General features: G+C 67.9%; 22 protein-coding genes. 16 read left to right on the top strand and 6 right to left on the bottom strand.

What is annotated here, in order from left to right; genetic code table 11:
- Positions 1 to 4 precede the first annotated feature (4 nt).
- The 5 genes from odhB (at position 5) to IE224_RS07675 (ending at position 4,276) form a co-directional block, all read left to right on the top strand.
- The gene (odhB, locus tag IE224_RS07695; protein ID WP_191309240.1) at positions 5 to 1,597 is read left to right on the top strand and encodes a 2-oxoglutarate dehydrogenase complex dihydrolipoyllysine-residue succinyltransferase; all 1,593 of its coding nucleotides are present in this window, start codon (positions 5 to 7) and stop codon (positions 1,595 to 1,597) included.
- Positions 1,598 to 1,653: 56 nt separating this feature from the next.
- A complete protein-coding gene (locus IE224_RS07690) occupies positions 1,654 to 1,908 on the top strand; it encodes a hypothetical protein (RefSeq protein WP_191309238.1) in 255 nt (84 codons plus the stop codon).
- A 2-nt stretch (positions 1,909 to 1,910) separates the two neighbouring features.
- Positions 1,911 to 2,300 carry an MAPEG family protein gene (locus IE224_RS07685; RefSeq protein WP_167622589.1) on the top strand — a complete coding sequence of 130 codons (390 nt, stop codon included), beginning with the start codon at positions 1,911 to 1,913 and terminating at the stop codon, positions 2,298 to 2,300.
- Between the two features lie 46 nt (positions 2,301 to 2,346).
- Complete coding sequence (gene lpdA, locus IE224_RS07680; RefSeq protein ID WP_191309236.1) at positions 2,347 to 3,741, top strand: dihydrolipoyl dehydrogenase; 1,395 nt, start codon at positions 2,347 to 2,349, stop codon at positions 3,739 to 3,741.
- 70 nt (positions 3,742 to 3,811) lie between these two features.
- Positions 3,812 to 4,276, top strand: coding sequence for a lytic transglycosylase domain-containing protein (locus IE224_RS07675; protein WP_167623471.1), 465 nt, complete (start codon positions 3,812 to 3,814; stop codon positions 4,274 to 4,276).
- A gap of 81 nt (positions 4,277 to 4,357) precedes the next feature.
- On the opposite strand, the gene IE224_RS07670 is transcribed toward IE224_RS07675, so the two are convergent.
- Complete coding sequence (locus tag IE224_RS07670) at positions 4,358 to 5,563, bottom strand: phosphoglycerate kinase (RefSeq protein ID WP_191309234.1); 1,206 nt, start codon at positions 5,561 to 5,563, stop codon at positions 4,358 to 4,360.
- Positions 5,564 to 5,726: 163 nt separating this feature from the next.
- Between IE224_RS07670 and IE224_RS07665 the strand changes: the two genes are divergently transcribed.
- From IE224_RS07665 to glmM, 7 genes are all read left to right on the top strand, one after another.
- Positions 5,727 to 6,233: a peptidylprolyl isomerase gene (locus tag IE224_RS07665; protein WP_167622592.1), complete on the top strand. Its 507-nt coding sequence runs from the start codon at positions 5,727 to 5,729 to the stop codon at positions 6,231 to 6,233.
- On the top strand, positions 6,226 to 6,816 hold the full coding sequence (locus IE224_RS07660; protein ID WP_167622593.1) for a peptidylprolyl isomerase: 591 nt from the start codon (positions 6,226 to 6,228) through the stop codon (positions 6,814 to 6,816). The genes IE224_RS07665 and IE224_RS07660 overlap by 8 nt, the downstream gene beginning before the upstream one ends.
- Positions 6,817 to 6,892: 76 nt before the next feature.
- A complete protein-coding gene (locus tag IE224_RS07655; protein ID WP_191309232.1) occupies positions 6,893 to 9,436 on the top strand; it encodes a putative PEP-binding protein in 2,544 nt (847 codons plus the stop codon).
- 296 nt (positions 9,437 to 9,732) lie between these two features.
- Positions 9,733 to 10,386 carry a cell wall hydrolase gene (locus IE224_RS07650; RefSeq protein WP_191309230.1) on the top strand — a complete coding sequence of 218 codons (654 nt, stop codon included), beginning with the start codon at positions 9,733 to 9,735 and terminating at the stop codon, positions 10,384 to 10,386.
- 42 nt (positions 10,387 to 10,428) lie between these two features.
- Entirely contained in the window at positions 10,429 to 11,211 is a 783-nt protein-coding gene (locus IE224_RS07645) for a dihydroneopterin aldolase (RefSeq protein ID WP_191309228.1), read from the top strand.
- A complete protein-coding gene (gene folP, locus IE224_RS07640) occupies positions 11,208 to 12,185 on the top strand; it encodes a dihydropteroate synthase (RefSeq protein WP_191309227.1) in 978 nt (325 codons plus the stop codon). Before IE224_RS07645 ends, folP begins: the two co-directional genes overlap by 4 nt.
- Positions 12,182 to 13,528, top strand: a complete 1,347-nt coding sequence (gene glmM / locus IE224_RS07635; RefSeq protein ID WP_167622598.1) for a phosphoglucosamine mutase — start codon at positions 12,182 to 12,184, stop codon at positions 13,526 to 13,528. Before folP ends, glmM begins: the two co-directional genes overlap by 4 nt.
- Positions 13,529 to 13,594: 66 nt before the next feature.
- On the opposite strand, the gene IE224_RS07630 is transcribed toward glmM, so the two are convergent.
- A complete protein-coding gene (locus tag IE224_RS07630) occupies positions 13,595 to 14,728 on the bottom strand; it encodes an FAD-dependent oxidoreductase (RefSeq protein WP_191309225.1) in 1,134 nt (377 codons plus the stop codon).
- Positions 14,729 to 14,732: 4 nt separating this feature from the next.
- Positions 14,733 to 15,155: an RNA polymerase-binding protein DksA gene (gene dksA / locus IE224_RS07625; RefSeq protein ID WP_167622600.1), complete on the bottom strand. Its 423-nt coding sequence runs from the start codon at positions 15,153 to 15,155 to the stop codon at positions 14,733 to 14,735.
- A gap of 162 nt (positions 15,156 to 15,317) precedes the next feature.
- Between dksA and IE224_RS07620 the strand changes: the two genes are divergently transcribed.
- A complete protein-coding gene (locus IE224_RS07620; protein ID WP_191309222.1) occupies positions 15,318 to 16,157 on the top strand; it encodes an AAA family ATPase in 840 nt (279 codons plus the stop codon).
- Between the two features lie 3 nt (positions 16,158 to 16,160).
- On the opposite strand, the gene IE224_RS07615 is transcribed toward IE224_RS07620, so the two are convergent.
- Positions 16,161 to 16,820, bottom strand: a complete 660-nt coding sequence (locus IE224_RS07615; RefSeq protein ID WP_191309220.1) for a hypothetical protein — start codon at positions 16,818 to 16,820, stop codon at positions 16,161 to 16,163.
- A gap of 129 nt (positions 16,821 to 16,949) precedes the next feature.
- On the opposite strand from IE224_RS07615, the gene IE224_RS07610 reads away from it, so the two are divergent.
- Positions 16,950 to 18,230, top strand: a complete 1,281-nt coding sequence (locus IE224_RS07610; RefSeq protein ID WP_191309218.1) for an O-acetylhomoserine aminocarboxypropyltransferase/cysteine synthase family protein — start codon at positions 16,950 to 16,952, stop codon at positions 18,228 to 18,230.
- Positions 18,231 to 18,260: 30 nt separating this feature from the next.
- On the opposite strand, the gene IE224_RS07605 is transcribed toward IE224_RS07610, so the two are convergent.
- Positions 18,261 to 19,322 (bottom strand): SIMPL domain-containing protein, encoded by a 1,062-nt coding sequence (locus tag IE224_RS07605; RefSeq protein ID WP_191309216.1) that lies wholly within the window; start codon positions 19,320 to 19,322, stop codon positions 18,261 to 18,263.
- A gap of 188 nt (positions 19,323 to 19,510) precedes the next feature.
- On the opposite strand from IE224_RS07605, the gene IE224_RS07600 reads away from it, so the two are divergent.
- Complete coding sequence (locus IE224_RS07600) at positions 19,511 to 22,489, top strand: hypothetical protein (RefSeq protein WP_191309214.1); 2,979 nt, start codon at positions 19,511 to 19,513, stop codon at positions 22,487 to 22,489.
- On the opposite strand, the gene IE224_RS07595 is transcribed toward IE224_RS07600, so the two are convergent.
- Positions 22,486 to 23,499: a TraB/GumN family protein gene (locus IE224_RS07595; RefSeq protein WP_191309212.1), complete on the bottom strand. Its 1,014-nt coding sequence runs from the start codon at positions 23,497 to 23,499 to the stop codon at positions 22,486 to 22,488. The genes IE224_RS07600 and IE224_RS07595 overlap by 4 nt on opposite strands.
- Positions 23,500 to 23,691: 192 nt before the next feature.
- Between IE224_RS07595 and IE224_RS07590 the strand changes: the two genes are divergently transcribed.
- Positions 23,692 to 23,979, top strand: a complete 288-nt coding sequence (locus tag IE224_RS07590; protein ID WP_167622607.1) for a co-chaperone GroES — start codon at positions 23,692 to 23,694, stop codon at positions 23,977 to 23,979.
- Positions 23,980 to 24,096: the final 117 nt, after the last annotated feature.

The following is a 24,096-nucleotide window of genomic DNA, read 5'->3' as shown; positions in this document are numbered from 1 at the left end:
TCCGATGCCCATCGAAGTCCGCGTGCCCGCACTGGGCGAATCGGTCACCGAGGCGACGGTCGCCACCTGGTTCAAGAAACCGGGTGACGCCGTCGCGGTGGACGAGATGCTGTGCGAGCTGGAAACAGACAAGGTGACGGTCGAGGTGCCAAGCCCTGCGGCGGGCACCCTGGCCGAAATCCTTGCGGCGGAAGGCGAGACTGTCGGCCCCGACGCCCTGCTGGCCCAGATCTCTCAAGGCGGCCAGAATGATACCCCCAAAGACCACCCGCAGGCCGAGACGGCCCAGAAGACCCCGGAAGGACAAAAACAGATGAGCGGCAAATCCGTGGACGTGATGGTGCCCGCGCTTGGCGAAAGCGTGACCGAGGCGACCGTGGCAACCTGGTTCAAGAAGCCGGGCGACACAGTCGCCGTGGACGAGATGCTGTGCGAACTGGAAACTGACAAGGTGTCGGTCGAGGTTCCCAGCCCTGCCGCCGGCGTCCTGGCCGACATCCTGGCCGAGGAAGGCGCTACCGTCGATGCCAAGGCGCGCCTGGCCATCATCACCGAAGGCGCTGCCGGGAATGCCGGCGCATCGGCCCCCCAGCCTGCGTCGTCCAACAAGGGCGCCTACGGAAATGCCGCGGCCCCCGTCGGTTCCGCCTCGGGCGGCGAGGACGGTGTGACGGCCGGCGAGGTCGGATCCCCCGGCGCCGGCCCCGAGCAGACCCAGCCCCGCACCGATGTCGAGGATGCGCCCTCGGCCAAGAAGGCGATGGCCGAAAAGGGCGTCAGCCGCGACCAGGTGACGGGTTCCGGCCGTGACGGCCGCGTGATGAAGGAAGACGTGGCCAAGGCACAGCCCGCGCCCAAGGCCGCCGTTCCGGCCGCCCCCCGCCCGGCCGAGGACGCCGCGCGCGAGGAACGCGTCAAGATGACGCGGTTGCGCCAGACCATCGCGCGTCGCCTGAAGGACGCGCAGAACACCGCGGCGATGCTGACGACCTACAATGAGGCCGACATGTCCGGCATCATGCAGCTTCGCAACGAATACAAGGACGCCTTCGAGAAGAAGCACAAGGTCAAGCTGGGCTTCATGTCCTTCTTCGTGAAGGCCTGCTGCCACGCCTTGAAGGAAGTGCCCGAGGTCAACGCCGAGATCGACGGCACCGACGTGGTCTACAAGAACTATGTCAACATGGGCGTGGCGGTGGGCACGCCTTCGGGTCTGGTCGTTCCGGTCGTGCGCGACGCGGACCAGAAGGGCTTTGCCGCGATCGAGAAGGAAATCGGCGAACTTGGCACCAAGGGCCGCGACGGCAAGCTGACCATGCAGGAAATGCAGGGGGGCACCTTCACCATCTCGAACGGCGGGGTTTACGGCTCGCTGATGTCCTCGCCCATCCTGAACCCCCCGCAGTCGGGGATCTTGGGGATGCACAAGATCCAGGAACGCCCGGTCGTGGTCGGCGGGCAGATCGTCATCAGGCCGATGATGTATCTGGCGCTGTCCTATGACCACCGGATCGTGGACGGCAAGGGCGCCGTGACCTTCCTGGTGCGGGTCAAAGAGGCGCTGGAGGATCCGCGCCGGTTGCTGATGGACCTGTAAGGTCCGACGGCGCCGCTGCATCCGTGGCGGCGCCTTTTTCGACAAAGGGACAGTCTATGCAAATGATCGCCCACTATACCGTCACCGATCCCGTCCCCTTCCGCACGGCATTCGATGCCGATGCCGAGGATCGCGGGCGCAACGGATTGTCGCTGCTGCAATTGTGGCGCGAGGATGACCGCAATCACTGGGCGCTGTTCCAGGTGACGGATGCAAAGGCGGCGCGGGCCTATCTGTCCGGCGGCGCGGCACCGTTCAACGCGCAGGCCGGTGTGACGGGCGTGGACTTTCATTTCGTGGAAACGGCCTGAGCATGACGCCCGAACTGACTGTCCTGGCGCTTGCGGGGCTGTTGCAGGCCGTCCAGTTTGCAGCCTTTTCGGTTGCGGCGAACCTTCAGGTCGGGCCGCGCGTGGCGATGGGCCCGCGGGACAGCGCACCATCGTTGAAGGGCACCGCAGGACGGCTGCAGAGGGCGCTGAACAATCATTTCGAAGGGCTGATCCTGTTCACGCTTGCGGTCGTGGTGGTGACGCTGGGCGGTCAAGGCAGCGGTACGACCGCCGCCTGCGCATGGATTTATCTTGCGGCGCGAATCCTCTATGTGCCGGCCTATGTCTTTGGCTGGGTGCCGTGGCGCTCGGTCATATGGGCCGTGGGATTTGCGGCGACGATGGTGATGATACTGGCTGCGCTGTTCTAGGCATCGCCCTGGACGCCGGCCATGAGGGACAATGAAGGAGAAGTCGATGTCCACCTATGACCTGATCGTGATCGGGGCGGGACCGGGCGGCTATGTCTGCGCGATCCGGGCAGCCCAACTGGGTCTCAGGGTCGCCTGCGTCGAGGGCCGCGAGACCCTGGGCGGCACCTGCCTGAACGTGGGCTGCATCCCGTCCAAGGCCCTGCTGCACGCCAGCCACATGCTGCACGAAACGCACGAGAACTTTGCCAAGATGGGCCTGATGGCGGGCCATGTCGAAGTCGACTGGCAGAAGATGCAGGGCTACAAGGCCGAAACCGTCGGCGGCAACACCAAGGGCATCGAGTTCCTGTTCAAGAAGAACAAGATAGACTGGTTGAAGGGCTGGGCCGTCATCGAGGCGGCGGGCAAGGTCAAGGTCGGCGACACGACCTACGACGCGAAGAACATCGTGATCGCTTCAGGCTCGGTTCCGTCGTCGCTGAAGGGTGTCACGGTCGACAATGACGCGGGCATCGTGGTGGATTCGACCGGCGCGCTTGCGCTGCCCAAGATCCCGCAGTCGATGGTGGTGATCGGCGCGGGGGTGATCGGGTTGGAACTGGGCTCCGTCTATGCCCGGCTTGGCACCCAGGTGACCGTTGTCGAATACCTCGACGCCATCACCCCCGGCATGGACGCCGAGGTGCAGAAGCAGTTCCAGAAGATCCTGACCAAGCAGGGCTTGAAATTCGTCCTCGGCGCCGCCGTATCGGGGGTCGAGGCCGCCGATGGCAGGGCCAAGGTCAGCTATACCCTGCGCAAGGACAACAGCGAACACGTGCTGGAGGCCGAGACGGTCTTGGTCGCCACCGGCCGCCGCCCCTATGCCGATGGCCTTGGTCTTGATGCCCTGGGCGTTCAGATGACCGACCGCGGCTATATCAAGGTCGACGGACATTGGGCGACGTCCGTCCCCGGCATCTATGCCATCGGCGACGCGGTGCCCGGCCCGATGCTGGCCCACAAGGCCGAGGACGAGGGCATGGCCGTGGCCGAGGTGATTGCCGGCAAGCACGGCCACGTGAACTATGGCCTGATTCCCGGCGTGATCTATACCATGCCCGAGGTCGCCACGGTCGGCCTGACCGAGGAAGCCGCAAAGGAAGGCGGCCGCAAGATCAAGGTCGGCAAGTTCCCCTTCATGGGCAATGCCCGCGCCAAGGCGGTCATGCAGGCCGACGGCTTCGTCAAGCTGATCGCCGATGCGGAAACCGACCGGATCCTGGGTTGCCACATCATCGGTCCCAACGCGGGCGAGATGATCCACGAGGTTTGCGTGGCGATGGAGTTCGGCGCCTCGGCCGAGGATCTGGCCCTGACCTGCCATGCGCATCCGACGACCTCGGAAGCGGTGCGGGAAGCGGCGCTTGCCTGCGGGGATGGCGCCATCCATGTCTGACCTGGAACGGGGGGCGCTGCCCCCCTTGACGCTGGCGCGTCTCACCCCCCGGGGTGCTTCGCCGCAGAAGATGGGGCGACGTGGCCTGATCCTGGCGGTTTTGGCGCTTGCCGCCTGCGGGGGTGGCCGGCGTGAGCAGATGCCGGCCGGGCTGGGCCGCAACGGGCTTTACCCCAACGAGACGCCGCAGTTGCGCGCGCGCATCAATTATTGGTCGCGCCATTACGAGGTGCCACCTGCGATGGTGCAGCGGATCATCCTGCGCGAATCCCAGCACCGGCCTGGTGCCCGCAACGGCCCCTATTACGGGCTGATGCAGTTGAACCCGCAGACGGCCCGCACCATGGGCCATCGCGGATCGCCCGAGGCGCTGCTGGATGCGGATACCAACCTGCGCTATGGCGTCAAATACCTGCGCGGCGCCTGGATGGTGGCAGACGGCAACCCGGACAGGACGGTGATGTGGTATTCGCGCGGCTATTACTATGAGGCCAAGCGAAAGGGCCTGTTGAAGCAGACCGGCCTGCGCGGCTAGCCCATCTTCTGTGCTAGAATATTCTCGGGGGTCAATTGCGCCCCGGGGCGCAAGAGGGGGCGCGAGCGCCCCCTTTCTTCGTCAGCCGTTCCGCGCGTCCTTCAGGACCGCGACACCGGGCAGTTCCTTGCCTTCCATCCATTCCAGAAAGGCCCCCCCGGCGGTCGAGATGAAGGTGAAATCGCCCGCCACGCCGGCCTTGTTCAGTGCAGCGACGGTATCGCCACCGCCCGCGACCGAAGTCAGGGTACCGTTGCCGGTCATCTCGGCCGCCGCCCGGGCGGCGGCATTCGTGGCGTTGTCGAAAGGCTCGATCTCGAAGGCGCCCAGGGGGCCGTTCCAGATCAGCGTCTTGCAATGGCCCATCGCCTCGCGCAGCGCGTCCACGGTGGCGGGACCGGCATCCAGGATCATCGCGTCGGCCGGGCATTGATCGACCGGCAGCACCTGCGATTCCGCGCCGGCCTTGAATTCGCGCGCCACCACGATGTCCAGCGGCAGATGGATCACGCAGCCGCCCTGGTCGGCCTTTTCCAGGATCTGCCGGGCGGTGTCGGCCATGTCGCGTTCAGCCAGGGACTTGCCCACCTCGACGCCCTTGGCGACCAGGAAGGTGTTGGCCATGCCGCCGCCAATCACCAGGTGATCGACCTTGTCCACCAGGTTCATCAGCAGGTCCAGCTTGGTCGAAACCTTGGCCCCGCCCACCACGGCCATCACCGGGCGCTGCGGATTGCCAAGGGCCGCGTCAAGCGCCTTCAACTCGGCCTCCATCAGCCGGCCCGCGCCTGACGGCAACAGGCGGGCCAGCCCCTCGGTTGAACCATGCGCCCGGTGCGCGGCCGAGAAGGCGTCGTTGATGAAGACCTTGCCAAGTGCTGCGATGGATGCGGCGAAGGTCGGGTCGTTCTTTTCCTCGCCTTCATGGAAGCGGGTATTCTCAAGCAAGGCCACGTCTCCGGGCTTCAGGTCGGCCACCACGCGCTTGGCCGGGCCGCCGATGCAGTCGTCTGCAAAGACGACCTGTTGCCCAAGCGCCGCTTCCAGGGCAGGGACGATCTGCTTCAGGCTCATGCTGTCGACGCGCTTGCCCTTGGGGCGGTCGAAATGCGCCAGCAGAACGGGGATGCCGCCCTTGGCCTGGATGTCCTTGACCGTGGGCACGATCTTCTCGATCCGTGTCGCGTCGGTCACGCGGCCGTCTTCCACCGGCACGTTCACGTCCACGCGGGTCAGGACGACCTTGCCGTCCATGTCCAGGTCATCGATCGTCTTGAAATCGGCCATCGCGTCGTCCTTTCGGGCTTTTGGGGCGTCCGAGGCTTGTCCCGCATGGGGCGGGCGGCGTCAACTCTCGCGTAAGGGTGATCCCGCCGTGAACGGGTTTGCGCGTTGCCCTTGGGGCGCCAAAGCCCTAGACCAAGGACCGAACGTGGCAAAGGAGGGCCGCATGGCCGAGATCAAGGATCCCGAAAACACCATCATCATCGAGCTGAAGGACGGCCCCGTCGTCATCGAGCTGTTGACCGATGTTGCCCCCAAACATGCCGAGCGCATGAAGGAACTGGCGCGCGCCGGGAAATACGACAACGTGGCCTTCCACCGCGTGATCGAGGGCTTCATGGCCCAGACCGGCGACGTGCAGCACGCCAACATGGAAAACAACTACAACCCCGGCCGTTCGGGCACGGGCGGGTCGGACCTGCCGGACCTGCCGGCCGAGTTTTCCAAGCTGCCGCATGACCGTGGCACCCTGGGCGCGGCGCGGTCGCAGAACCCCAACAGCGCCAACAGCCAGTTCTTCATCAACTTCAAGGACAACCATTTCCTGAACGGCCAGTATACCGTCTATGGCCGGGTCGTTTCGGGGATGGAGCACGTGGACAAGATCGCGCGCGGCGAGCCGCCTGCGAACCCCGACCGCATGATCAGCGTCAAGGTGGCTGCCGATGCGTAAGCTGCTGATCCCCGCATTCGTCCTGGCCGCAACGGCGGCCCATGCCCAGGCCCCCGCGCATGAAGACGGCCCCGGCCCGAACATGGTGATCGAAGTGGCTGCCGCCGACGGCACGTCCAAGGGTACCATCACGCTGGATCTTCTGGCCGACAAGGCGCCGAACCATGTCGCCCGGCTGGTCGAGCTGGCCAAGGCCGGCGCCTATGACGGCGTGGTCTTCCATCGCGTGATCGACGGCTTCATGGCCCAGACCGGCGACGTGGAACATGGCAAGCATGACGGCGCCAGCACCAACATGGCCGGCATGGGCGGATCCGACCTGCCCGACCTGGAAGCCGAGTTCAACGACGTCTCGTTCCAGGCGGGCACCGTGGGCATGGCCCGCGCGCAGGATCCGAACAGCGCCAACAGCCAGTTCTTCATCGACCTGGCTCCGGCGACCTTCCTTGACGGGCAATATACCGTCGTGGGCCAACTGGTCGAGGGCTGGGACGTGCTGAACCAGATCAAGAAGGGCGATGCCAACGCCAATGGCGCCGTCGAGGAGCCCGACTATATGGCGAAAGTCACGATCGTCGAATAAGACGGAATTAAGGGGGCCACGGCCCCCTTTTTTCGCGCTTGCAGCATGGGCTTTGGCCCGCCTATGGTCGCGCAAGATGGAACCGCGCGACCTTCCCGACGTGACCGAAATCACCCCCTCGGCCGGGGTTGAACGTGCCTGTCACGGCTGGCGTGCGAAATGCCTGCAGCGGTTGGTCAGGATGCGCCTGCCGGTCCCGCGCAGCTTTGCCATCCCCTCGGAAACCGTGCAGTCGATCGCCACGGGGAAACCCGTCGATCTTGGGGCCTTGTCGGATCTGTTCTCGGAAGGCGACGGATTGGTCAGCGTCCGACCCTCGGCCCTGATGCCGGAATGGGGCGGGCCCGGGACGGTCCTGAACGTGGGCATAAACGCCCAAACCCATGACCGGTTGGCCCGCCGCATCGGTCGTGCCAATGCCGACACGCTGTATCGCCGTTTCGTCCAGGGATACGCGATCAACATCGCCCGCCTTGATCCCGACATGTTCGCGCAGGAAGGCGAAAACGCCCTGGCCGAGGCCCTGCGCAGCTATCGAGAGGAAACCGACGAGGATTTTCCCCAGGATCCCGCAACCCAACTGGCCGAGGTGCTGCGGTCGATGGCCCGCGCCTGGGAAGGACCCACGGCGCGGCTGCTGCGCCAGGCCAAGGGCGCGCCGTCGAATGCTCCGCTGGGACTGGTCGTGCAGCAGATGGTGCTGGGCCAGGGGCCGGGCCTTTGCGGGTCGGGCAGCATCCAGTTCGCCGATTCCGTCACCGGTGCGCCACGCGTCACCGGCCGCTTCCGCCGCCAGCATCATGGCGGCGCGGACGGGGCCGGGGCGGAAACCCAGTTCCTGACCCGCGACACCCGTGGCCCTTCCCTGGAAGAATCCGCGCCCGAGGTCTTTGCCGACCTGATCCGCTTCGGCGTCGCCGCGCGCGAGCGCCTGCGCGAGGAAATGCAGATCGAGTTCGTGGTAATGGACGGCCAGATCGCCATCATCGATGCGACCCGCGTGCAGCGCACGTCGCGCGCGGGGGTGCGGATCGCGGTGGCCTTGGCCCGTGACGGCATCATCCCGGAATCCGAGGCCGTGATGCGCGTCGAACCCCGCGCCCTGGCCGACCTTCTGCACCAGCAGGTCGATCCCCGCGCCCCGCGCGAGGTGATCGCCCGCGGCATCAACGCAAGCCCCGGCGCGGCAACGGGGCGGATCGTCTTCACCTCGGCTGCGGCCCAGGCCGCCGCCGCGCGCGACGAGGCCTGCATCCTGGTGCGCCGCGAAACCGTCCCCGAGGATGTGCGCGGGATGCACGCATCCGTGGGGGTGCTGACCGAACGCGGAGGCACCACCAGCCATGCGGCGGTGATCGCACGCGGCATGGGCCTGCCCTGCATTGTCGGAGCCACGGGCATCAGCATCGACGCCCGGCAGCGCACGCTGCGCGCAGGCGGCACCGTCCTGCGCGAGGGGGACGAGATCACCATCGACGGATCATCCGGAGAGGTTCTGGCCGGCTGCGTGCCCCTGCTGGAACCGGCGCTTGACGACAACTTCACCCAGCTTCTGGACTGGGCGGACGCGGCGGGCGGCATCGGGGTGCGCGCCAATGCCGACACGCCCGAGGATGCCCGCACTGCGCGCCGCTTCAAGGCCCAGGGCATCGGGTTGTGCCGGACCGAGCACATGTTCTTCGACGCCGAGCGCCTGCCCGCCATGCGCGAGATGATCTTTGCCGACAAGCCCGAGGATCGGCGCCTGGCGCTGGACCGCATCCTGCCCATGCAGCGCCAGGATTTCACCGCCCTGTTCGAGATCATGGCAGGGCTGCCCGTCACCATCCGCCTGTTCGACCCGCCCCTGCACGAATTCCTGCCCCACGACCGCGAAGGCTTGCGCGACCTGGCCGATTCGCTGGACCTGCCCCTCTCCGACGTGACCCGCCGGGTCGAGGCCCTGTCCGAGTTCAACCCTATGCTCGGGATGCGCGGGGTCCGCCTGGGGATCACCGTTCCCGAAATCTATGACATGCAGGCCCGCGCCATCTTCGAGGCCACGGTCGAGGCCAGCCGCAAGGGCGACCCCGTCGTCCCCGAGATCATGATCCCCCTTGTCAGCGCCATGCGCGAGGTCGAGTTGGTCAAGAACCGCATCGACGCGGTCGCGGCCGCCGTCAGGAACGACCGGCGCGCCGATTTCGCCTATCGCCTGGGCGTGATGGTTGAAACGCCCCGCGCCTGCCTGCGGGCGGGCGACATCGCGGCGCATTCGGCCTTTCTGTCCTTCGGCACGAACGACCTGACGCAGATGACCTATGGCCTGTCGCGCGATGACGCGGGACGCTTCATGGCCACCTATGTGGGGCAAGGGGTCTATGCCGAAGACCCGTTCCACTGTCTTGACCAGGACGGGGTGGGCGAACTGCTGCTGACGGGCGCGCAGCGGGCACGCCGTCAGCATCCGGGCATCACCATCTCGGTCTGCGGCGAACATGGCGGCAATCCCGAATCGATTGCCTTCTGCCATGACGCGGGCTTCGACTATGTCTCCTGCTCGCCTTTCCGCGTGCCTGTGGCCCGGCTTGCGGCGGCGCAATCGTCGCTGCGGGCGCGCTTGCGGCACGAAGATCGATAGGCTTCCGACCGGCCCAACGAATCACTGAAACCTTGTTTCGAGCCGCCCGTATTGGGTCCGCACCGGACCTTGTTGGATGCTGTCACGCTGATTCCTGCCAGTTAACCATTTTGTCGTCGGCAGGAAGCTGCCGGAAATCTTGGTTTCGGGCGCTCACGCCCGTCTCACGGACAAGTGGCATGGCCCGGACGATCCGTAAAACCGTAATCATTCCGCAGACGCCAAGGGGGCCATCTGCTCGGGTTTCCGCGGCGATGTTAACGCCCTGTCCATCTGGCACGGTTATAGGATTGCTTATGAAAACGCTGCTTCGGCGGACGGCGCCGCTTTGTCTGTGCGCCTCTGCCCTGACCCTTACGGCCACAGGCGCCTCGGCGGGCAACGGATCGCTGTTCTCGTCCGATGCGGGACTTTTTGCGGCTGTCGCGAACCGGGCGGAAAGCCCTCGCCCGACGCCGCTTCTATATACGGATGCCGAGCCTGTGAAGGTGGAAAACCCGGTCGCGGACGAAATTCCTTCGGCCAAGACCTTCCTTGCCAGCAGCCGGGGCCGCTTCAACGAACGCGACCTGAATTGCCTGGCCGAAGCCATCTATCACGAGGCGCGCGGCGAAAGCACGCAGGGCCAGGCCGCCGTGGCCGAGGTGATCCTGAACCGGGTCGAAAGCCGTCAATTCCCGCCCTCGGTCTGCGGTGTCGTGAACCAGCCCAGCCAGTTCAGCTATACGATCGGCGGCAAGAAGAAGATCGGCAACAAGGCCGCCTATCTGCGCGCCCGCGACATCGCCCGCAACGCCCTGGCCGGCGCACCGCGCGTGCTGACCGGCGGCGCCACCTATTTCCACACGCCTGCCGTGCGGCCTTCATGGTCGCATCGGTTCCAGCGCACCGTGCGGATCGGCCAGCACATCTTCTATCGTCCGGGCGGGCAGCGGGTCGCCTCGAACTAAGGCGGGCTTGCCTGCCGCGCGGATTTGCGGTGAATGGCGGGCATGACCCAACCCGACCGCATCCACCTGCGCGACCATGTCGTGACCGCCGAAATCGGCGCCTTCCAATCCGAACGGGGCCAGACGCAGCGCCTGCGCTTTGCCCTGACCGTTGATCTGCGCGACCCCGTTGACGGGGCGGACGATCACGTGGACCGGATCCTGTCCTATGACGTGCTGGTCCAGGCGATCGACGCGGCCCTGGCCGATCAGCGCTATAACCTGGTCGAAACCCTGGCCGAGCGCATTGCCGCCGAGGTTCTGGCCGACCCCCGCGCCGCCCGGATCGAGGTCACCGTCGAAAAGCTGGACCGCGGCCCCGGCGCCCTTGGCATCACCATCAGCCGCGCCGCAGGCAGGGTGGCCGTGACGCCCGCCCATCTGCCGGTGCGGATCATCGTCGGGCGTCCCGCCGACCTGCCGCCCGGTGCGGTCGTGGTCCTGCCCGACGCCCCCGTCCAGCCACTGCCGCAGGGCGGCGACGCGCGCCGCTTGGCGCTGCTGGGTCTGGACCAGTCTGCCTGGATCCTGGCCGCCACGCTGGGGATCGAGGTGGCCGAGACCCGGACGGAGCTTGACGCCGCGATCCGTGCGGGACGCGCGGTCGTCTGGGCCCCCGCGCGCCTTGCTGTCGAGGCGCCCGATGTTGCGCCGGAAGGTGCGGCGCTTGCGCTTTGGCTGGCGCCCCGGCTGGCAGCCGACCGCATCGACATCGCAGGCCCCCTGCCCGCCCTGCCGCCGGATTTGGCAGTTCCGGTGGAACGCATCCGGGGCGGCGACGAATGACCCTCTATTACCGCCCCGTTCCTGTCGCTCATGGCCGCCATCGGCTGGCAGGCGGCTGGACCCGTTTTTCGCAGGTCGAGGTGCTGCAGCGCGGCCAGTCGCCGAGCGTCACCGACGACATCCCAGCCGAAGTCCTGGAGCGGCTGACCACGCCCCGCGCAGGGATACTGGGCCTCCCGCTCGACCGGCCGCGCGTCATGGGCATCGTGAATGCCACGCCCGACAGTTTCTCGGACGGCGGCCGCTATGAGGCTGTGGCCCAGGGCCACCGGCTGCTGGACGAGGGCGCGGACATTCTAGACATCGGCGGCGAATCGACCCGTCCAGGTGCGGCCGAGGTGGCGGTGGACGAGGAAATCGCCCGCATCGTCCCCGCAATCCGCGCCGTGGCCGACCTGGCGCCCGTCTCGGCCGACACGCGCAAGGCGGCGGTCGCCCGGGCCGCGCTTGGCGCCGGGGCCGCGATGATCAACGACGTGTCGGGCTTTGACTTCGATGCGGCCATGGCTCCGTTGGTTGCGGAGGCTGGCGTCCCGGTCTGCCTGATGCACGCGCAGGGCCTGCCCGAGACGATGCAGGACGATCCGCGCTATGACAACGTGCTGCTGGATGTCTATGACGCGCTTGAGGCGCGGGTGCGGCGGGCCGAGGCAGCAGGGATTTCGCGCGACAGGATCATCGTCGATCCGGGCATCGGCTTCGGCAAGACGCAGGCTCATAATCTTGCGATCCTGCGGCGCATATCGCTGTATCATGGGCTGGGTTGCCCGGTCCTTCTGGGCGTCTCGCGCAAGCGGTTAATCGGGACGCTGGGCGGCGCCGAGGATCCGGCAGACCGGGCGCCGGGCACGCTGGCGGTGACGCTGGCGGCCGTGGCGCAGGGGGTGCAGGTTCACCGTGTTCATGACGTGGGCGCGGTGGTTCAGGGACTGCGGCTGTGGCAGGCCGTCAACAACGAAAAGGCAGAACAATGAGCAGAGGCTTGTTCGGGACAGACGGCGTGCGCGGGCGCGCCAACACCCATCCCATGACCGCCGAGATGGCATTGCGGTTGGGCGCGGCGGCGGGGCGGTATTTCCGCCGCGACAGCAAGGACAGCGTGCATCGCGTGGTGATCGGCAAGGACACGCGGCTGTCGGGCTATATGCTGGAAAACGCGCTGACGGCGGGGCTGACCAGCACCGGCATGAACGTGCTGCTGCTGGGGCCGGTGCCGACGCCCGCCGTAGGTTTCCTGACCCGCTCGATGCGAGCGGATGTGGGCATCATGATCTCGGCCAGCCACAACCCGGCCGAGGACAACGGCATCAAGTTCTTCGGCCCCGACGGCTTCAAGCTGTCGGACGAGGCCGAGGCCGAGATCGAGCGAATCGTCGCGGGCGAGATCGCCCCCGCCCAGCCCGGGAATATCGGCCGCGCCAAGCGGATCGACGACGGGCGCGGCCGCTATGTCGAATATGCCAAGACCACCTTCCCGGCGGGTCGCCGCCTGGACGGCCTGCGGGTGGTGATCGACTGCGCCAATGGCGCGGCCTATCGCGCCGCCCCGGACGTGCTGTGGGAACTGGGCGCCGACGTGATCCCCATCGGCGTCGAACCCGACGGGCGCAACATCAACGCGGGCGTCGGTTCGACCCATCCTAACACCTGCGCCGCGGCGGTGCTGACGCATGGCGCGCATCTGGGCATCAGCCTGGACGGCGACGCGGACCGGGTCATCATCATCGACGAAAAGGGCCAGGTGGCCGATGGGGACCAGATCATGGCGCTGATGGCTGCCCGCTGGGCCGACCAGGGCCGGCTGAAGGGCAGCGCCCTGGTCGCCACCGTCATGTCCAACCTGGGGCTGGAACATTTCCTGCAAGGCCGCGGGCTGCGGCTGGAACGCACCAAGGTCGGCGACCGCTATGTGGTCGAGCGGATGCGCGAGGGAGGCTTCAACCTGGGCGGCGAGCAGTCCGGCCATATCGTGATGACCGACTATGCCACGACCGGAGACGGTTTGATCGCCGCGATGCAGTTCCTGGCCGCCATGGCCGAGACCGGGCAAAGCGCCAGCAGCCTGGCCGCGCAGTTCGACCCGGTGCCGCAGATGCTGAAGAACGTCCGCTACGCCGCAGGCGCCGACCCCCTGTCGGCTGCCGAGGTGCGCGCGGTGATCGCGGATGCCGAGGCACGGCTGGCGGGAACCGGCCGCGTCCTGATCCGCAAGTCGGGCACCGAGCCCCTGATCCGCGTCATGGCCGAAGCCGAGAACGAAACCGTCCTGCGCGAGGTCGTGGACGGGATCGTTGCGGCGGTGGAAAAGGCAGCCTGAGGCCGTGACCGCCGGGGGCTTCGCGCCCCCGGACCCCCGCGGGATATTTGGCCCAAAGTGAAAGGTTCAGGGCGCTTCCGTCACCGGGTCGAAGTCGTAGATCCAGTCGAAGCGCGACAGGATCGCCCCAGGCGCGACCTTGCCGCCGATCCGCAGGGCGGCATGGGCGGCCAGCCGTTTCGGTCCCGTCAGGTGATAGTTGCGCGCATTGTCGTTCGCTGCGGCAACGATCCGCGTCGTGCGCGGCTTGCGCAGGCTTTCATAACGCAACAAGGCGGCCTGCTGGTCGGGCCTATGGTCCAGGCAGGCGGCAAGGGTCCAGGCATCCTCGATCGCCATGCAGGCGCCCTGTGCCATGAAAGGCAGCGTCGGGTGGGCGGCGTCGCCCAGGATCACGATGCGGCCGTCCTGCCAGCGGGCCGCGACCTCGTGCCGGAACAGGCCCCAGACATGGGTCTGGTCCACCTGCGCCAGCCAGCCGGGCACCGGGCCGCCGAAACGGCCGAAGGCCGCCCGCAGGTTGGCGGGGTCGTCGGGACGGGACCAGCCTTCATCCTGCCAGTCGCGGGTTTCCAGGACGGCCACGATGTTGCGCAACCCACCCGCCAGAGGATAGCTGACCAGGTGCCGACCCGGCCCCATGAAGACTTGGGCCTCGGGGGCATTGGCGGCGTTCTCGTCTGCAATCACGGCCCGCCAGGCGGTCTGGCCGGTGAAGAAGGGCACCTCTCGCCCGTTCAAGGCGGTGCGCATGCGACTGTGCAAGCCGTCGGCCCCGATCGCCAGGGTGCCGTCAGGGGGGGTATCGACGGCTTGGCCGAGTGCAATCCGGACACCTGCCTGCCGGGCGGCATGTTCCAGGATCTCGATCAGGCGGGCGCGGTGGATCAGGCGGAACCGGGCCCGCGGGCGGTGGCGCGCCAGATCCAGCCGCACCACATCGGCGCCGGAAGCATCGCGCAGCCGCACCGCCTGGCTAGGCAGTGATACCGCGTCAAGGGCCGGCATCAGGCCAAGCGCATCCAGCACCCGTGTCGCGTTTGGTGAAAGCTGCAACCCGGCGCCGACTTCCGTAATGGCCGGGGCACGTTCCAGGATGGTCACATCCGCGCCTCGCTGGCGCAGGGCGATCGCGGCGGTCAGGCCCGCGACGCCGCCTCCGACGACCGTGACGGGCCGTGATCGAAGCGCGCCGGCCATCGGGTCAGTCGTCGCGGTGGACCCGCTCGCGCCGTTCGTGGCGTTCCTGCGCTTCCAGCGTCATGGTGGCGATGGGACGCGCGTCAAGGCGCTTGAGGCTGATCGGTTCGCCCGTCATCTCGCAATAGCCGTATTCGCCGGTCTCGATCCGGCGCAGGGCCGCGTCGATCTTGCTGACCAGCTTGCGCTGACGGTCCCGGGTACGCAGCTCGAGCGCGCGGTCGGTTTCCTCGGACGCGCGGTCTGCGATGTCGGGGACATTGCGGGCGCTGTCCTGCAGCCCTTCCAATGTTTCGGCTGACTGGTCCAGCAGTTCCTGCTTCCATGCTTCCAGCTTGCGCCGGAAATATTCAAGCTGCCGGTCGTTCATGAACGGCTCATCCTCGGCGGGACGATAGTCCTGGGGCAGGAAGGTCTGGGCTTTCATAAATCATCTCCGGCGGCGCCGGGTGGAACGCGAAACCGGCACCTTGCGCGCCCCCATAAAGTATGACGTCTTGCTTGTCACTAGGCGAAACGATTGTGGCGCGACGACAGATCGCCTCTGGCGCTGCCACGCTACAAGTATTTCACTTGAAAGGAGAGTTTCATGCATTTCACCGGCACGGACCGTTACGTCGCCCCGCCCGACCTGGCGGTTGCCGTGAACGCGGCCGTGACGCTGGAACGGCCGCTTCTGGTCAAGGGCGAACCGGGCACGGGCAAGACAGAACTGGCCCGCCAGGTTGCGGCCAGCCTGGGGCTGCCGATCATCGAATGGCACGTCAAATCAACGACGAAGGCCCAGCAGGGCTTGTACGAATACGACGCCGTCTCGCGCCTGCGCGACAGCCAGCTGGGCGATGCGCGGGTCCATGACGTGTCGAACTACATCCGCCGGGGCAAGCTGTGGCAGGCCTTCACGGCGCCCGGCAAGGTGGTCCTGCTGATCGACGAGATCGACAAGGCGGATATCGAGTTTCCCAACGACCTTCTGCAGGAACTCGACCGGATGGAGTTTCACGTTTACGAGACCGGCGAGACGGTCCGCGCCGCGCATCGGCCGGTCGTCATCATCACGTCGAACAACGAGAAAGAGCTTCCGGACGCCTTCCTGCGGCGCTGTTTCTTCCACTACATCCGCTTTCCCGATGCAGACACGCTGCGCGCTATCGTGGACGTGCATTACCCGGGCCTGAAGCGCGGGTTGCTGGATCAGGCGCTGACCCAGTTCTTCGACTTGCGCGAGACGCCGGGACTGAAGAAGAAGCCCTCGACCAGCGAGTTGCTGGACTGGCTGAAGCTGATCCTGGCCGAAGATCTGGCGCCCGAGGATCTGCGGCGCGATCCCCACACCATGCTGCCGAAACTGCATGGCGCGCTGCTGAAGAACGAACAGGACGTGGCGCTGTTCGAAAAGCTGGCCTTCATGGCGCGGCGCCAGCGGTAGGCATCAGGCGCCGGTCGCGGGGTCGTCGGCATGGCGGCCCGCAGCCATGCCCATGCCCATGCCGCCGCCAGCCCCTCCGCCGCCTGCGCCGCCGCCGCGCGACCGTCCCTCGTCCCCGCCCCGGCCCTTGCCGCCACCGGGCGCGGGCCTGGTCGGACCCTGGGGCGGGATGGCAAGGCCCGTGGGAACGGGGTCCAAATCCAGGGCCGTGCGGATGAAATCGCGCAGGGACCGCACCAGTTCATCCGTTTGAACCGGCCGCCCTTCCACCAGGTCGCGGGCGGCGCGTTCGGCCAGTCGGACATGGGTTTCCGTTCCCAGCAACAGGATGTCGGACAGTGCGCCTTCCACCGCGTCCCGGATGCGGCGACGACGGTCCGAGCCTTCAGAAGGCTCAACCCCCTCGTCCATCGCCCGCTGGCGCAGGTCGCGCAAATGGGCGGGATCCACGGCCAGATCGCCCGTGAAGGATCCGCCCAGCACCTTGTAGGCGGCGATCAGCACCCGCAGGCGTTCGTTGATCTGGCGGTTCATCCGCTCGCGGCGCTGCTGAACGGTGAACATCACCAGCACGCGGATGCCGATGCCGATCAGCGCGAACAGGGCGATCCCGATCACGGTGGACAGGATGCTGTTCCAGTTGCTGAAGTCGATCATGCGCATGGGCTGTTCCTGAAAGCGGTCGCGGCATGATCGGGGCCAAGGCCCGCAGGGACAACCCCATAATCCCAATTGAAACCGGGCCGCTGTCATGACCTTCTGCCCCTAAAACGACATCGAGAGGAGAGAGACATGACCCAGGGCTTTGACACGACCGCGATCCATGCCGGGACCGAACCCGATCCCGCGACCGGGGCGCGGCAGGTGCCGATCTATCAGACCACGTCCTATGTCTTCAAGGACGCCGACCATGCCGCCCGCCTGTTCGGGCTGCAAGAGGTGGGATACATCTATTCCCGCCTGACCAACCCCACCGTCGGCGCGTTGCAGAACCGGGTCGCCGCACTGGAAGGCGGCGCGGGGGCGGTCTGCTGTTCGTCAGGGCACGCGGCGCAGATCATGGCGCTGTTCCCGCTGATGGCGCCGGGGCGCAACATCGTCGCCTCGACCCGGCTTTACGGGGGCACGGTCACGCAGTTCAGCCAGACCATCAAGCGGTTCGGCTGGTCGGCCAAGTTCGTGGATTTCGACGATCTGAACGCCCTGCGCGCTGCCATCGACGACGACACCCGCGCGGTGTTCTGCGAATCGATCAGCAATCCCGGCGGCTATGTCACCGACATTCCGGCGGTGGCCGAGATCGCCAGGGCCGCAGGCGTCCCGCTGATCGTGGACAACACGCTGGCCACGCCATACCTGTGCCGCCCGATCGAGATGGGCGCGACGCTGGTCGTCCACAGCCTGACAAAGTACATGACCGGCAACGGCACGGTCACGGGCGGCGCGATCGTGGACAGCGGCCGTTTCGACTGGTCGGCATCCGACAAGTTCCCCAGCCTCTCGGCCCCCGAACCCGCCTATCACGGGCTGAAGTTCCACGAGACCTTCGGCAACTTGGCCTTCACCTTCCATTCCATCGCCATCGGGCTGCGCGACCTGGGCATGACCATGAACCCGCAGGGCGCGCATTACACGCTGATGGGGATCGAGACGCTGGGCCTGCGCATGGCGCGTCATGTCGAAAACGCGCAGAAGGTCGCGGAATGGCTGGAAAACGACCCGCGCGTGACGGCCGTGACCTATGCCGGGCTGGCATCCTCGCCCTGGAATGCGACGGCCAGGCGCCTTTATCCCAAGGGGGCCGGGGCGCTGTTCACCTTCTCGGTCAAGGGCGGCTATGAGACGGCGGTCAAGGTGGTCGGCGCGCTGAAGCTGTTCAGCCATGTGGCGAACCTGGGGGATGCGCGGTCTTTGGTGATCCATTCGGCATCGACCACCCACCGCCAGTTGACCGAGGATCAGCAGCGCGCGGCGGGCGCGGCCCCCGACCTGCTGCGCCTGTCGGTCGGGATCGAGGATCCCGCCGACCTGATCGCGGATCTGGACCAGGCCCTGGCGGCGGCGGTGGCATAGGAAAGGGGGCCATGCGGCCCCCGTTCCAGTTCAGTTCGCGGGCGCCGGGCTTTCGGCAGGGGCCTTGCCCATCGGCACGACCGGTTCGCCAGGTTCCGGCGCGCCGGTGTCCGTGCCCAGCGGCGGCGGCAGATCGCCTGCCGGGGGCGTGGCGGGATCGGCATCGGGCGCAGGGCCTGCATCGGCGTCGGGGGCCGGGGCCGGATCAAGGCCGGGAACCGGCGGATGCCCCTCGGGCAGCGCACCGCCGCCCTGGTCCGGACCGCCGTGGCCCGATCCGCCGTGTCCGCCTGCGGGTCCGTGGCCCATGCCGCCATGGCCGTGATGACCACCCATCGGCCCGCAATCCTGACCCGTCAGTGCGAACTGCATCTCGACCATCGCGGACAGCGCCACCTCGCCTGCGGCGACGGGGACCTTGGCGGCGTCTGACGCTGCGCGCGCCTCCATCATCATCGGGCGCGGGCCTTCGGGGGAAGGCGTGTCGCGCAGCACCAGAACCGGGCCGAGGGTCAGCCCTGCGGCCTCGGCCAGGATCTCGGCCTTGTGGCGGGCATCCTCGACGGCGGCGCGGCGGGCCTCATCCTCGGTGGCCGAACTGTCGTCGCGGGTGAAGCTGATACCGTTGATCTCGTTCGCGCCGGCGCCGACAATGGCGTCCAGAACCTCGCCCAGGCGTGCCACGTCCTTGACCCGGACCGCGACAATGTTGCTGGCCTGATAGCCCGTCACGGCTGGCGCGCGCCCTTCGCCGTAATCCATCATCGGGTTCAGGTTCAGCCCCGAGGTCTGGATGTCCGCCGGCTCGATCCCGGCGCCGGTCAGCGCCTCGATCACCGCGGTCTGCTGGACCGAGTTCTGGCGCATCGCCTCGGCTGCGCTTTCAGCCTGGGTGGTGACGCCAAGCTGGACCATCGCCAGGTCGGGGGCCACCCGCGCCTCGCCCTCGCCGGTCACGGTCAGGCGCGACATGCCCGGATGGCACATGGAATGACCGCCCATGCCGGGTGCGGCCATGGCGGGGGCGCCAAGCGCCAGGGCGGTCGAGGCCACAAGCGCGGCCCGGGCCAGCCGTCGCGGAAGCTTGGTCATGTCTCTGTCCTTTCTGCGGAAATCGTCGTTGCCCATTAACAGCATCCGGCAGGATGAAGTTCAAAGCAATTGCATTCACGGATCCGCCAGTTTGCCTTTCCACAGGATGCAAAATCCGCTAGATCTGGGACAATCAAACAAATCGCGGACCCTTAAAACACGCGATCGTCATCGAGCAGTGATCCATCATGAACAGACCCATCGCCCCGCCCGATTTCGCCATGAGCTTCACGCCCGAGGCGGTCCTGCTTGAACGCCGCGACGGGTTCGGCTGGCAGCCGCTTGGCAAAGCCCCCTTCGCGGGCCGGGAAATGACCGCCCGGCTTGCCGCGCTGCGCGAGCAGGCGGGGGTCGAGCCGGGCGATCTGGACACCGTTCTGGTCATCCCCGACGACCAGATCCTGTATACCACGCTGACCGTTCCAAGGGGATCGGACACACCCGCCGCCGTGGCCCGCGCGCTTGAGGCGATGACGCCCTATCCGGCCTCGGACCTGGCCTATGACTGGTGCCCCTCGGCCAATGGCGACATCGAGACGCTGCGCGTGGCCGCCGTCGCCCGCCGCACCCTGGAAGAGGCCGAGGATTTCGCCCGCGCCCAAGGCTTTCGCCCATCGGGCTTCGTGGCGCGTCCGGATGACGACCGCTTCGACGGCCAGCCCGATTTCGGACCCAGCCGTCTTGCCGCGGAAGGCTTCACCCGCCCGCCCTTCAGCCAGCCCGATCTGGCCCAGGCCCGCGTCACGGATCCGGTCGTGACTGACCCGGAAGCCGTGGTGCCCGCCATGACAGGGCCCGCGCCGGTCATCGTCAGCCGCATCGTGCCCCATGTCGTGGCAACCCCTGCGAGTGCACGATCCGATGCGGAAAAAGCCGAACCTGCCCGGGCTGACGCCGGCAGCATCGCAGCCCCGGCCTCGGTGCCCGGGGTGATCCGCCACGGCGAGGTCAAGCCCCCTGCGGCCCCACGCGCCCTGTCGCCCCGCGCCCAGGCGGTGCATGACCGCGCCCGCGATGCGCGCGCCCTGCGTGCCGCCGAGGCGCCGCGCGACGACGAAGGTGAATTCGCCCTCGCCTGGCTGCGCCGCCTGGATCCGGGCCGCTTGCCGGTGATGATGGGCGTGCTGGTCCTGGCGCTTGTCGCGGTTCTGGTCTTCTTCGGCTCGTCCCCGGATCAGGGCGCCGCGCCCCAGCAGGTGGCCGCGACCGATCCTGTGCCCGAAGCGAGCGCCGCGCCCGAGCCTTCGGCTGTCCCCGCCGCGCCGGTCGAGCAAGCCCAGGCCCCTGTCCCGGCCATTGAGAGCCCGTCCCCGGCGGCAGAGCCTCGGCCGCAGGAAGCCGCCGAAGCAGACGCCCGCCCGGCCGTCTCGGGCACCGACATCGCCACGGCAGCGCCCCAGGTTGCGCCCCAACCTGCGCCGGTCGATCTTGAACCCGCGCCGGTGGCTGCTGCCCCCGCCGCGACAGCGCCCGCCATCGCGGCCGCCCGGCCGCAGCCCGCGCCTCAGCAGCAGCCCGCAGTGCCCGTCGCCCAGGGTGACGATGCCCTGGCACAGGCCCTGACCGAAGCCATGGCCGCACCGACCGGCGCTGTTTCGCAGACCCCCATCAGCGCGGCAACGATGGCGGCTCCGGTGGTCGAGGCCCAGGCGCAGACACCGACACAAGCACCGGCGCAGACGCAGACCCCTGCGCAGCCCCCTGCGGCCGTGGCCCCGGCTGCACCGGCCCCTGCAGCAGCGCCCGCGCAACAGCGGCTTGCCAGTTCGGCCCGCCCGCCGCGCGTGGCCCCCGTGCGAGCCACGCCGCCTGCGCGGACCGATGCCCGGCCGACCGTCCCCGCAAACCCGCAGCCCTTTGCGGCACGCGCCCAGGCTGATGCCGCGCGCCCGGCGGCGGCGCGTCCGCAGACGTCGCGACTGTCGGCCTCGCGCCCGCCGGAACGTCCCGCTTCGGTCACCCCAGCCAGCAGCCCGGCGGCATCGCCTGCCGCCACGGCACCGGCAGCAGCACCGGCAGTGGCGCCCTCCCGCGCCGCGCCGTCCGTGGGGACATCGGGCCGTCCGCCCGCGCGCCCGGAACGGCAAAGCAGCCTCGAGGAAGGCAGCCGGGCCGAGGAAGACCAGCCGACCCGCCTGACCCAGGCGGAACGCGCGTCCCTGACCAAGCTGCTGCGCGACCTCAGAACCGCCCAGGCTGGCGCAGGCGGTCTCAGCGCGGCAGAACGCGGAGCCCTGATCCAGTTGGCCGACGCCCGCCCGTCCCGCAAGCCGGTGGCCGTGGGCGGTCCATCGCAACGCGCCGTGCAGGACGCGGTCGCGGCCGCCGTGGCCGAGACACCGCGCACCCGGTCCGCTGCGGGCCTTGGCCAGTCCGCTCGACCGATGGCTCGGCCCGGCGGGGCAAGGACCGTCGCCCGCAGCGATCCCGGCCCCGGCAGCGCAAGCCTGTCGGGCGCAGCCATCGACCGGGCCGTCGCCGAAGCCGTTTCGGAAAACTCTCCCCCCGCAGGCGCCGTCGCTTTGACGGCGCTTCGTTCATCTGCCCTTCCGCCCCGGCGCGCCGCAGGCGCCGCAGCAGCCGTTGCCGGCGCGGCAGGCACCGCCACCCTGGCCGCCACATCACTGACGCCGACGCCCAGCGACCTGCGTTCCGCGGCACAAGCCCAATCCGAGGAAGCGGCCCTGGCCGAACAGCGCCGCCTGGACGCCGAGCTGCAGGCCCAGGCCGAGGCCCGCGCCCGCGCCCGCGCCGCCCAGGACGCCCAGGCCGAGGCGCAGGCCCGTGCCCAGGCCGAGGCCCGCGCCCGCGCCCAGGCCGAGGCCGAGGCGCGCGCCGCCGCCGCCCGCCAGCAACGCTATGCCCCGCCCGAGGCCGAGGACGAGCCCGAGGTCGCGGCCAACATCCCTGACGGCCGGACCCCCACGACCGCGGGCAATGCGGCGACCGTCAAGGATGGCATCCAGATCAACCGCACGCAGATCATCGGCACGATCGGCGCGGGCAAGGCCAGCCGCGCCCTGGTGCGGCTGTCGAACGGCCGGGTGCTGACGCTGCGTCTAGGCGACCGGATCAACGGCGGCACGATTACCGATATCGGCGACAGCCGGATCACCTTCGTGAAGGGCGGGCAACAGCAGGCCCTGTCTGTGCTGGGCGGCCGCTAGCCGTCCAGCCTCTCGATGGTCCAGCCATCCTGCTCCAGCAGGCGAAGCACGCCGCCCTCGCCCGGCAGGTGCAGTGCGCCAAAGGCTGCCAGGATGCCCTTGCCCCTGTCGGCCGCGTCGCTGGCCCCGGCGGTCAGGGGCGCGATCCAGGCCTCGTTGCGCCGCTCCATCAGATGTTCCTGCGCCAGATCCATCTGCTGATCGACCTGTTCCCTGGTCAGCCCCGAATTGCGATAGGCATCGAAGCGGCCAAACTCCCAGATCGCCCACACATCGCCGGCGAAATAGGCCTCGGTCAGGGTGACGGCGTAATCGTCGGCATGGGCGGCGGCAGGCAGGCTGGCGCGGATCATCTCGATCTCCTGCCCAGGGGACAGGTGGCTGAACAGCGTGAAGACCGTATCCCAGGGTTCAAGCGCGCGGACCGGAACCTCCATCGACCCGGCCTGCTCGATGATCCGGTGGTCCAGGCCCCGCGCGTCGCCTTCGGCCATCTGCTTCATCATGCATGGGCTGATCCCCAGCATCATCGCCACATACCAGGGCCGCAGCTTCGCGGTCATCACGGCCGGCATCCCCCGTTCCGCCATGGCCGCCGCCAGTGCCTGCCAGTCCCGATCATCCAGCCGTTCGGGCAGCGTCGGCCCTGCCGGATCGACCATCAGCGTCGGATCCGAGGACAGCTCATCGGTCAGCCTCCGCTCTTCCTCGGGGCCGGCCTCGACAAAGACGGCGTCGGCCTGCCGGATCAGCGGCGCCAGGCGGTCCAGCATCGGGTCATGGCGCGGATCGCCAAAGTGATAGGTGCCGACCAGCGTCATCTCCTGCCCGGCCTTGGTCGCGCGCCACAGGATACCCTGGTGAAAGGGAACGCCTTCCACCGCAGCCTCGATCTCGGCCCGCTGTTCGGAGGGCATGGTGTCGAACAGGTTGCTGCCCACGCATTCGGCCAGGGCGGGGGCAGCGGCAGCCGCCCATGCCATCACCACGCCCGCAAGAACTGCCCGCATCACCCTCTCCTTTCATCGAACCGGCGACAGGCTGGCACAACCACACCGGCCTGACCAGCCGAGGCCGGTCACATCTGGGCGACGCCCCGCCGTTGACAGCCGCGGCCGGTTGCCCTATCTCACCGCCATTGGCACTCACCTGCCTTGAGTGCCAACAGCGACACTGCAACCTGAAACACGGAGTGTTCACCAATGGCATTCAAACCGCTGCATGACCGCGTTCTGGTCCGCCGCGTCCAGTCGGACGAAAAGACCAAGGGCGGCCTGATCATCCCCGACAGCGCCAAGGAAAAGCCCGCCGAGGGCGAGGTCATCTCGACCGGCGAAGGCGCGCGCAAGGATTCGGGCGAACTGATCGCACCGTCGGTCAAGGCGGGCGACCGCGTCCTGTTCGGCAAGTGGTCGGGCACCGAGGTCACGATCGACGGCGAAGAGCTGCTGATCATGAAGGAAAGCGACATCCTGGGCGTGATCGCCTGATCCGCGTCCTTCCCCACTAAATTCAGGAGAGTCAAATGGCTGCGAAAGAAGTGAAGTTCAACACGGACGCGCGCGACCGGATGCTTCGGGGCGTGAACATTCTGGCGGATGCCGTGA

It is taken from the genome of Paracoccus aerius, assembly GCF_014656455.1.
GTDB classification, from domain to species: domain Bacteria; phylum Pseudomonadota; class Alphaproteobacteria; order Rhodobacterales; family Rhodobacteraceae; genus Paracoccus; species Paracoccus aerius.
This window is presented reverse-complemented; position numbering and strand designations above follow the sequence as displayed.

Coding starts and splice junctions, on each gene's coding strand:
- odhB (WP_191309240.1), top strand. CDS start 5: ATGCCCATCGAAGTCCGCGTGCCCGCACTGGGCGAATCGGTCACCGAG.
- IE224_RS07690 (WP_191309238.1), top strand. CDS start 1,654: ATGCAAATGATCGCCCACTATACCGTCACCGATCCCGTCCCCTTCCGC.
- IE224_RS07685 (WP_167622589.1), top strand. CDS start 1,911: ATGACGCCCGAACTGACTGTCCTGGCGCTTGCGGGGCTGTTGCAGGCC.
- lpdA (WP_191309236.1), top strand. CDS start 2,347: ATGTCCACCTATGACCTGATCGTGATCGGGGCGGGACCGGGCGGCTAT.
- IE224_RS07675 (WP_167623471.1), top strand. CDS start 3,812: ATGGGGCGACGTGGCCTGATCCTGGCGGTTTTGGCGCTTGCCGCCTGC.
- IE224_RS07670 (WP_191309234.1), bottom strand. CDS start 5,563: ATGGCCGATTTCAAGACGATCGATGACCTGGACATGGACGGCAAGGTC.
- IE224_RS07665 (WP_167622592.1), top strand. CDS start 5,727: ATGGCCGAGATCAAGGATCCCGAAAACACCATCATCATCGAGCTGAAG.
- IE224_RS07660 (WP_167622593.1), top strand. CDS start 6,226: ATGCGTAAGCTGCTGATCCCCGCATTCGTCCTGGCCGCAACGGCGGCC.
- IE224_RS07655 (WP_191309232.1), top strand. CDS start 6,893: ATGGAACCGCGCGACCTTCCCGACGTGACCGAAATCACCCCCTCGGCC.
- IE224_RS07650 (WP_191309230.1), top strand. CDS start 9,733: ATGAAAACGCTGCTTCGGCGGACGGCGCCGCTTTGTCTGTGCGCCTCT.
- IE224_RS07645 (WP_191309228.1), top strand. CDS start 10,429: ATGACCCAACCCGACCGCATCCACCTGCGCGACCATGTCGTGACCGCC.
- folP (WP_191309227.1), top strand. CDS start 11,208: ATGACCCTCTATTACCGCCCCGTTCCTGTCGCTCATGGCCGCCATCGG.
- glmM (WP_167622598.1), top strand. CDS start 12,182: ATGAGCAGAGGCTTGTTCGGGACAGACGGCGTGCGCGGGCGCGCCAAC.
- IE224_RS07630 (WP_191309225.1), bottom strand. CDS start 14,728: ATGGCCGGCGCGCTTCGATCACGGCCCGTCACGGTCGTCGGAGGCGGC.
- dksA (WP_167622600.1), bottom strand. CDS start 15,155: ATGAAAGCCCAGACCTTCCTGCCCCAGGACTATCGTCCCGCCGAGGAT.
- IE224_RS07620 (WP_191309222.1), top strand. CDS start 15,318: ATGCATTTCACCGGCACGGACCGTTACGTCGCCCCGCCCGACCTGGCG.
- IE224_RS07615 (WP_191309220.1), bottom strand. CDS start 16,820: ATGCGCATGATCGACTTCAGCAACTGGAACAGCATCCTGTCCACCGTG.
- IE224_RS07610 (WP_191309218.1), top strand. CDS start 16,950: ATGACCCAGGGCTTTGACACGACCGCGATCCATGCCGGGACCGAACCC.
- IE224_RS07605 (WP_191309216.1), bottom strand. CDS start 19,322: ATGACCAAGCTTCCGCGACGGCTGGCCCGGGCCGCGCTTGTGGCCTCG.
- IE224_RS07600 (WP_191309214.1), top strand. CDS start 19,511: ATGAACAGACCCATCGCCCCGCCCGATTTCGCCATGAGCTTCACGCCC.
- IE224_RS07595 (WP_191309212.1), bottom strand. CDS start 23,499: ATGCGGGCAGTTCTTGCGGGCGTGGTGATGGCATGGGCGGCTGCCGCT.
- IE224_RS07590 (WP_167622607.1), top strand. CDS start 23,692: ATGGCATTCAAACCGCTGCATGACCGCGTTCTGGTCCGCCGCGTCCAG.